This window comes from Pontimicrobium sp. MEBiC01747, assembly GCF_053601635.1.
Genome location: NZ_JBSHNS010000016.1, coordinates 1 through 780, shown reverse-complemented (window position 1 = coordinate 780; position 780 = coordinate 1). Strand labels below are relative to the sequence as shown.

General features: G+C 29.1%; 1 protein-coding gene. It reads right to left on the bottom strand.

All coding sequences use genetic code 11. From position 1 onward, the window contains the following. Positions 1-163: 163 nt before the first annotated feature. Positions 164-780: hypothetical protein (locus ACVC2P_RS00125; RefSeq protein ID WP_452596460.1), on the bottom strand; the 617-nt coding region annotated here is incomplete at its 5' end.

Sequence of the window (780 nt, the reverse complement as noted above, 5' to 3'; positions counted from 1 at the left end):
GTTCTGCGTTATGTAACTTTGCTTGGGAGAAAAAAGTGATTATAAATAACTACTTTTCTTTTTAGATTTTTTTCCTATCCCAAAAGTTTCTTTAAAATATAATGGAATACTCTTTTTGCAACTAGGGCAGAGGAGTGGAGGCAAAATGTGTATGGAATGGGAATTATAGCTTGATTTCTAATAATCTTATATTTAGGTTCCTTGTCACTCTATCAATAAAGGTCGAATATGAAAAACGATTAGTTCTTTTATCTCCACGTATATGCATTGCCACTGCTTTACCTTGATTATCTTTCCATATTATACCTGAATCTCCTCCCTTAGTCAATACTCCACTATCTAAATTTTCAATTATTAAATCAAATTTCCTAGGATATCTATCCGATGTTTTATAAAAAATATCCACTACTTTTCCTCTTATTTTTTTTTCTTCCATAGGACTATAAGAATATAATGTTTTCCCTAACATTACATTTGGATTACCTTCTAAATATTTACTAAAAGTCAGTCTTTTTAATTTACTTTTTATTTTATTTTTAAAAGAATTATTTAGTTGAAATATTCCAGCATCAACTGTACCAAAATCTGAAGCTTTATTTAGCCCATTTGAATATATTGATTTGATTAACACCCCTGCATTTATCCATCTATTCGTTTCTGTATTCCTAATTCTTATTATATCATATGGGTCTGCATCATTATTTTCTCCTAAAAGAACGTGTGCAGCAGATAGTCCATATAAAACTTCATTTATATCGTAAGCAAAAGAAGTTAAAGAGC